The sequence below is a fragment of the Pseudogracilibacillus amylolyticus (SeqCode) genome (assembly GCF_051918545.1).
Taxonomy (GTDB): domain Bacteria; phylum Bacillota; class Bacilli; order Bacillales; family Amphibacillaceae; genus Pseudogracilibacillus.
Genome location: NZ_JBPPZG010000110.1, coordinates 6,089 through 13,454 on the forward strand (window position 1 = coordinate 6,089; position 7,366 = coordinate 13,454).

Genomic DNA, 7,366 nt, shown 5'->3' on the forward strand with positions numbered 1-7,366 from the left:
AGTACAAACCTAATTATACCAAAGGTTGGAGCCCTTTTTGTATTTATAAACTAGATTTTACTTTCGTAATCCAGGTTAATGGGTACTTATTGGGACTACGTTAGCGAAACGAAGAACCTATCCAAAGAGGGATCAGTTGTTTTAAATAATGGGAAAAAACCAGAGAAATTACTTCATGACATTATTGAAACATCTACGGAAGAAGGAGAAATTGTTTTAGATTTCTTTTTAGGTTCTGGTACTACAGCTGCAGTAGCCCATAAAATGGATAGAAAATATATTGGAATTGAACAAGTGGATTATGACGAAAATAATCCCCAATATAGATTAATGAATGTTATCAAAGGGGATGAAACAGGGATATCAAGAGACGTGAACTGGAAAAAAGGTGGAAGCTTTGTTTACGTTGAATTAATGGAGAAAAATAGAGGTTTCTTAAAATCTATTCGTGATGCAAAAAATCAAAACGAACTTCACTCTGTCTTTCAATTTATGTTAAAGGAAGCAGAAATTGACTTCCGAGTTGATTTAGAAGAAGTTCAAGATACGTTACATGAATTATCATTGGACGACCAAAAGAAAACACTCATTAAAATCATTGATAAAAACCAACTCTACTACAATTATTCCGAAATTGATGATGAAAATGTTCGTGATTTAATTTCTGATAGCGACTATGCATTTAATAAAAACTTCTATGATAAAGGGGGTGAATGATTGTGGCAAAGAAAAAGAAACAATTACCATTACCTCTTTACGATGAAGTAAAGAAATTAAATGAAAGTCTTTTTAACGATCAATTTGCTTGGGAAACACCAGAATACATTACAAATAATATGGTACACACATTCAGGTACTACCAAGATGCTGCTTTACGTTTCTTTCACTACTCACAAGTAACGGAAACATTTCGTTTTAGAAATGTGAACCATGTACTATTTAATATGGCGACTGGAAGCGGAAAAACAGACTTAATGGCAGGACTTATCTTGTACCTCTACCAAGAACATGGGTATCAAAATTTCATGTTTTTAGTAAATACAAACGGTGTATTAAATAAAACGATTGATAACTTGACTAATATGGCATCAGAAAAGTATCTATATACACCGCAAATTGAAATCGATGGAGAACGAATCGAAATTAGGCAAGTAGAGACATTCCCTAAAACACAGAGTAAAAATACCATTTACTTAAAACTAGCGACTGTTCAACGGGTCGCTTCTGACATTTACACACAAAAGGAAAACGCTATGGGGGCAGAAGACTACGCTAGAGACAAAATGGTCATTTTAGGGGATGAAGCCCATCACTATTCTGCTTCTACCAAATCAGAAAAAGAAACAGAACAGTCGTGGGAAAAAGCTATTTCAACCATCCTTCAGGCAAATGAAGACAATCGTTTACTAGAGTTTACAGCTACGATTGATTTGGAGAACAAAAATGTGTACGACAAGTACAAAGATAAAGTTCTGTACCGTTACGCTTTAGACCGCTTCATCCAGGACAAGTACTCTAAAAATGTAAAAAGAATACAATCGAGTAACACAGATACGGATAACATGCTGAATGTGATTTTATTAAGTGAATACAGAAGAAGATATGCTTTAGAGGAACATGGTGTCTATATGAAACCAGTCATCATGTTTAAATCACAGCGAATCGATGCCTCAAACGAAGCTCATGAACAGTTTAATAACTTAGTCGAAACATTAACCGTTGAATCTTTAAAATCCTTTTTAGACAGACAGGCTCAAATCGCTTCTGAAGATGATAGTGAGACCCTAGCACTTGCCCATGAATACTATCGCAACCATGAAGCGTTAATTGACGTTGTTAGAGATATTAAACGTGAGTTAGCACCAACGAGAATCATTAATGCAAACGACACGAGTCAGTCAGGCATTTTAGAAAAAGGTCATTACGAAGCTTTGAACAGTTTAGAAAGTCCATCCAACTTGTACCGTGTGATTTTTGCGGTTGCTAGACTGACTGAAGGATGGGATGTTTTAAATCTCTTTGATATTGTCCGTTTGAGCGATGATCCAAAGACAAAAGGAACGAAAGCGACAACGATGTCGGAAGCTCAATTAATTGGACGTGGTGCGAGGTACTACCCTTTCTTGTTGGACGGAGAGCGTTCTTTTACACGTAGGTTCGATGATGACAGTAAGGATAGTTTAATTTTAGAGACGATTCATTACCATACGATTAATGAACCACAGTACTTGAAGAACTTAGTAAATGCTTTAGATGAGATGAACTTACCTACGGGAGAAGACAAGAAAAATCCACCACTTGATGTAATAGTAAAACCTGCATTTAAACGAACAGACGTGTGGAAGTATGGTAGAATTTACTACAATGAAACAGTAGAGGTTGCTGATAGCTACTATGATTCTTTAGAAAAGTACGGTGTAGATACAACAAATGACGTAGTGATCCCTTACATTTCGTCTTTACAGGAAGTAGGTTATAAAGACACAAAAGTCCATGAAGACTTTTCAAATGCTTACAATGTTGCCGTTTCCTTTGACAGACGTTATTTGCAAAAGATCATGAATCGCTTATCTTTCTATCACTTTTCTAATCTAAAAAGATATATTCCGTTACTTAAATCGAGAGAGGAATTCTTAGAAGAAAGATGGTTAAACATTTATAACCGAACAATTTACGTAACTATTCCACGAACAATGGATGGCGGGGTATTAACTCCTACAGAGAAATTAAATATTCTGGAGCGGTATTTTGTAGATGTGTCGAAGCAAATCAAGTCTGGTTATAGTAAAGAGCGTGGGACAGGTAAATTCATTGGTTATCCAATTAAAGAATATGTTACGAATTACCGTAAGCGTAAACCAAATTATGACACTGGGAAATATATGAAGAATGAACCACAGACTATTAATCGTTATGAATTTAACGAGGATTACTTTGTGTATGATTCAGCAATCATTAACTTAACGGAAAAGCAATTGATTGACCGGATTGCAGAAAGAGTAGAAGAATTGGAAGAAGTCTATTCGGATGTGTATTTAATTCGAATGGATGAAAACATGCACCGTGAGTCAGCAAAGAATAACAAATTGAAACTGCACCAGTTTGGAACAGAGCATCATGAAGTACATTTAGCAGGTTTCCAACCTGATTTCATTCTTTACCTACAAAACACGGACTACTTCATTCAAATCTTCATTGAACCTAAAGGTAGAAACATTGAAGGAGAGCAGTGGAAAGAAGATTTGCTCATGTACATTAACGAACACGAAACGGAGATTGTATTTGAAGATGAAACGGAAGATGTGAAGATTAAAGGGGTTAAATTCTACACGATGAATGACGGTAGAGGAACGATTAGACAGATTGGTGAGATTGCACTTGGCAGACCATTTAAAGGGTTGAGTGTTGAATGAAGTACAAATTAAGCAAACAGGATCTGGTAAATCATTGGAACGAACAATTAGAATTTATTCAATCATCAATTGACCTATTTGATAGAGGGAGAGAAACAGAGTCGAGAAGATTAGCAACAAGCCTAAGGGTTATGTTTCATAATACTTCTCACTCACACTCTCTCTTTAAGCAATTAAATTTATATAATAATTACTTTTTTTGGTCTTCTGGAGATTTATACACTCCATCTAATCTCCTTTCGTCTTGGGTATTATTAAAATTAAATAACATTAAAGGTGACTTGGTCTATAAACCAATTATAACTAACGAAAATAGAACTTTCTTCTTACTATATGAAGATTGGTGGAATGAAGTTATTTTCGATGATAAAAATGAAGTATTTACTAGAAAGGATATAATCACCTTTGTTGCTAATCAAGATGGTGGCGCTCATGTGGATAAAGCCTTAAATAAAAAGTATTCCAATCTAGTAAAATACAATTCTTTAGGGTGGACTGACGGTCATGGAAACCCTGTATCTAATAACCCTGCATATTGTGCGATACGACAAATCGCATTTGAAGTACTTGTATCTCAAGGAAGATATAATGTAGGTTATTTAAAAAGAAGCAAGCAAAAAGGTAAAGACTTTCAAATGCGTTATTTTGATGACTTTAGAAGGTTTAAGTGGTCCTCTACTGAGATGACGTATTCGGATGAAACTTTTGAAATAATTAATCAATATAAATCTGAAAAAAGAAAACTATATATCCAAGAATACAGGGACAAAATCAAAGTTGAATTAGTGTTAAAGTAAAATTTAAGGAGATTGATAATTTGGCAGAATCGTATATTTCACCTGAGTTGCCCGATAAATTTTTATCTAGACACCAACTGTTACTATACTTTAATGATTTAATGGTAGATTTGTTAGTAAAAGCAGATGAAAAGGGACTATCATCCGAAAAAATTGATTTAAAAGAAGGTCAGATAATCCCTGAGGATATAGATCCTATTGATTGGTTAATTGAAAATGGGTACAAAGATAGTGCTTTTAGACTAACAAAGTCACATATTTTCTTTAGCTTATTAAGAGACTTTATGTTTTATATGCATGAATCTTTTAGTTGTTCTGAGCGTGGCAAAGTAACTGTGGCATTTGCTAATAGTAGAAAACCAATTAAAGATAATTTATTTTATATGTGCTGGCTACTAATTGATTCCGATGAGTTTATTTCAAAGCTTCTGTATGATGATCCTAAAACTTTTGAAGTTTCAACCATAGGGCGAGATTTTATAATTCATATTCTGAAAGAAGCTGTAAAAGAAGTAAATTTTCCTTTGAATGGAGCATTATTATCTGAAATAATTTATGATAAAAATTCACCAAAAAGTTTAGCGGGTATTTGGGATAAATCTTTACATGTCGTAACAAATGATAAGAGGTATCCTACCCCTGTAGGAAGTCTAAATTTTATATTTGCTGATGATGAAATATGGAATGAATACTGGGAAACTTATTATAATAAAATTACTCCTATAATGAATTTTGCAACAAAAGTATCAATTGCATTATTTGAAGGAATTGCCAAAGTCAATGAAAATATCATGTTAGTCAATAGTTTTATTCGAAGTATGAAGTATGACTTAACGTACTCTAAAGAATTTGATCCAGAATTCTATAAAGATATGTTTAAACATCTATCAATTACTTGCGAGAAATGTAAAGGTATTTTTAAATTAGAGGGATATGTATTAAACGAATTTATTTTTGATTATTTATTCACTTGCCCACATTGTGAATTTACTGAACGCGTGGGACAATATTACTTTGGTAAATAATTAAACCGAGTAATGAACAGATCTACTTGTTCAATACTCGGTTTTTCATTCGCCGAAATCCTGTCATTCCACTATTTTACTTACAATGATTACTAGAAATCCCCATTAATTATGTGGCTACCTAAAGAGCATTAAAGTTATATTACCAAAAGATTCTCTTTTGATAAACTGCATTTACTTATGATAAGGCTCCCCCCGCTGTATCTTAAATGCCCTATAAATCTGCTCCAACAAAATCAACTTCATCAACTGATGGGGAAAGGTCATTTTAGAAAAAGAAAGTTTCTGATTTGCTCTTTTAAGCACTTCTTCACTTAATCCATTCGAACCTCCAATAATAAATGTCAATTGGTTTTTCCCTTGGAAGCTTAAACTCCGCAGTTCGTCAGCAAATTGCTCAGAGGACCAGCTGGTTCCTTTTATATCCAATGCAATCACGTAATGGTCTTGCTTTATTTTATTTAAAATCCGTTCTCCTTCTTTTTTCTTTACCGAGAGAAGTTCTTTTTCATTTAATTGCTCTGGTGCTTGTTCATCCATTAATTCGCTGAATGTTAATTTACAATAGGAAGAAAGCCGTTTTTCAAATTCTTGAATTCCTAACTTGAGATATTTTTCTCTTACTTTTCCGACGGTGATGATATGTATGTTCACGTACTTAAATCTCCTCCGCAGGTCTTATTTGCTATCGACTTGTAACTTAAAGCATAATAATTATAGCAAAGCTTTTTGAAACGATGAACTATTAAAAATGAGGAGGCTCTTTTGTGAAAATAGTAATTGCTCCTGATTCGTTTAAAGAAAGTATGAGTGCCGCTTCCACTGCCGATGCTATAGAAAAAGGAATTAGAAATGTTGATAGAAATATAGATGTAATTAAAATGCCTTTAGCCGATGGTGGTGAAGGTACGGTAGAAGCGCTTGTAAATAGTATGAATGGAAAGTTAATTACTCATACAGTGACGGGACCTTTAGGTGATAAAGTAAAAGCTTTTTACGGGGTAATTGGCAAAAAGACTGCTGTTATTGAAATTGCGGCAGCAGCAGGACTTGATTTAATTCCAGTTGAGAAGCGGGATCCTATGAAGACAACTACATATGGTGTAGGTGAATTAATTTTGCACGCACTCGACCAGGGGATTAGGCATTTTTTAATCGGTTTAGGTGGAAGTGCTACAAATGATGGCGGAATAGGTATGGTACAAGCATTAGGGGTGCGAATAATAGATAAGAATGGCGATTCCGTTTGTTTCGGTGGAGAAGGACTCGCTAATGTTGATCAAATTTCAGTTACAAAAATGGATAAACGGGTAAAGGAATGTACATTTGAAATTGCTTGTGATGTAAAAAACCCATTAACAGGGCCTGAAGGAGCATCCTTTATATTTGGATCCCAAAAAGGGGCGGCTCCAAATATGGTTGAATCTCTTGATCAGGCGATGAAAAAATATGAACAACTATTAGAAAGAGATTTACAAGTAGATGTTTCTAGTATTGAAGGAGCAGGAGCTGCGGGAGGACTTGGAGCTGCATTTATTGCCTTTTTAGGAGCTAAATTACAACGGGGAATTGATTTAATTACGGAAATTACGAACATCGAAATGCACATTAAGGAAGCAGATCTTGTCATAACGGGTGAAGGTAAAATAGACGATCAAACGATTTATGGTAAAACCCCTGTGGGCGTTGCCAAGATTGCTAAAAAACACGGTGTACCGGTAATTGCGATTACAGGAGCAAACCAGGTGACGACAAGTGAAATTTATGAAGCGGGAATTGATGCGATTTTTAGTATAGTGAATGCCCCGATGACCTTGGAAGAATCAATCAAAGAAAGTGCAGGGTTAACTGAAAAAGCCTCCGAAAATATTATACGACTATTTAAACAAATGGGAATGCAGGAATGGAGTAAAAAATAAAAGAATGTTTTTCTAAACCTGAATTAACGGATAGAACAAAACAAGTATCTTGCATAGAGTGTTATAAGTGATACTTAATTGCCATAATATAGTATAATTGCAAGTGCATTTGAATAGGTTAGAATGCATAATGGAAGTAGAAGATTAAGGTGATGATAAAAAGTGGAAAAGTCAATTGAAATCCAAGATATAGTACGCGCTTTCTCCTTGGA

Annotated in this window: 6 protein-coding genes; 5 read left to right on the top strand and 1 reads right to left on the bottom strand. The window is 34.5% G+C overall.

Annotation, left to right across the window (positions count from 1 at the left end):
• Positions 1-78: 78 nt before the first annotated feature.
• The 4 genes from ACPYKA_RS12655 to ACPYKA_RS12670 are packed head-to-tail and all read left to right on the top strand — an operon-like array spanning position 79 to position 5,235.
• The gene (locus tag ACPYKA_RS12655; RefSeq protein WP_479542624.1) at positions 79-717 is read left to right on the top strand and encodes a DNA methyltransferase; all 639 of its coding nucleotides are present in this window, start codon (positions 79-81) and stop codon (positions 715-717) included.
• Complete coding sequence (locus ACPYKA_RS12660) at positions 714-3,413, top strand: DEAD/DEAH box helicase family protein (RefSeq protein ID WP_479542625.1); 2,700 nt, start codon at positions 714-716, stop codon at positions 3,411-3,413. The genes ACPYKA_RS12655 and ACPYKA_RS12660 overlap by 4 nt, the downstream gene beginning before the upstream one ends.
• A complete protein-coding gene (locus tag ACPYKA_RS12665; protein ID WP_479542626.1) occupies positions 3,410-4,210 on the top strand; it encodes a hypothetical protein in 801 nt (266 codons plus the stop codon). The genes ACPYKA_RS12660 and ACPYKA_RS12665 overlap by 4 nt, the downstream gene beginning before the upstream one ends.
• Before the next feature lie 20 nt (positions 4,211-4,230).
• Entirely contained in the window at positions 4,231-5,235 is a 1,005-nt protein-coding gene (locus ACPYKA_RS12670) for a hypothetical protein (protein WP_479542627.1), read from the top strand.
• A 174-nt stretch (positions 5,236-5,409) separates the two neighbouring features.
• On the opposite strand, the gene rlmH is transcribed toward ACPYKA_RS12670, so the two are convergent.
• Positions 5,410-5,889, bottom strand: a complete 480-nt coding sequence (gene rlmH / locus ACPYKA_RS12675; protein ID WP_479542628.1) for a 23S rRNA (pseudouridine(1915)-N(3))-methyltransferase RlmH — start codon at positions 5,887-5,889, stop codon at positions 5,410-5,412.
• A gap of 113 nt (positions 5,890-6,002) precedes the next feature.
• Here rlmH and ACPYKA_RS12680 point away from each other — a divergent pair, with 113 nt between their 5' ends.
• On the top strand, positions 6,003-7,154 hold the full coding sequence (locus tag ACPYKA_RS12680; protein ID WP_479542629.1) for a glycerate kinase family protein: 1,152 nt from the start codon (positions 6,003-6,005) through the stop codon (positions 7,152-7,154).
• Positions 7,155-7,366: the final 212 nt, after the last annotated feature.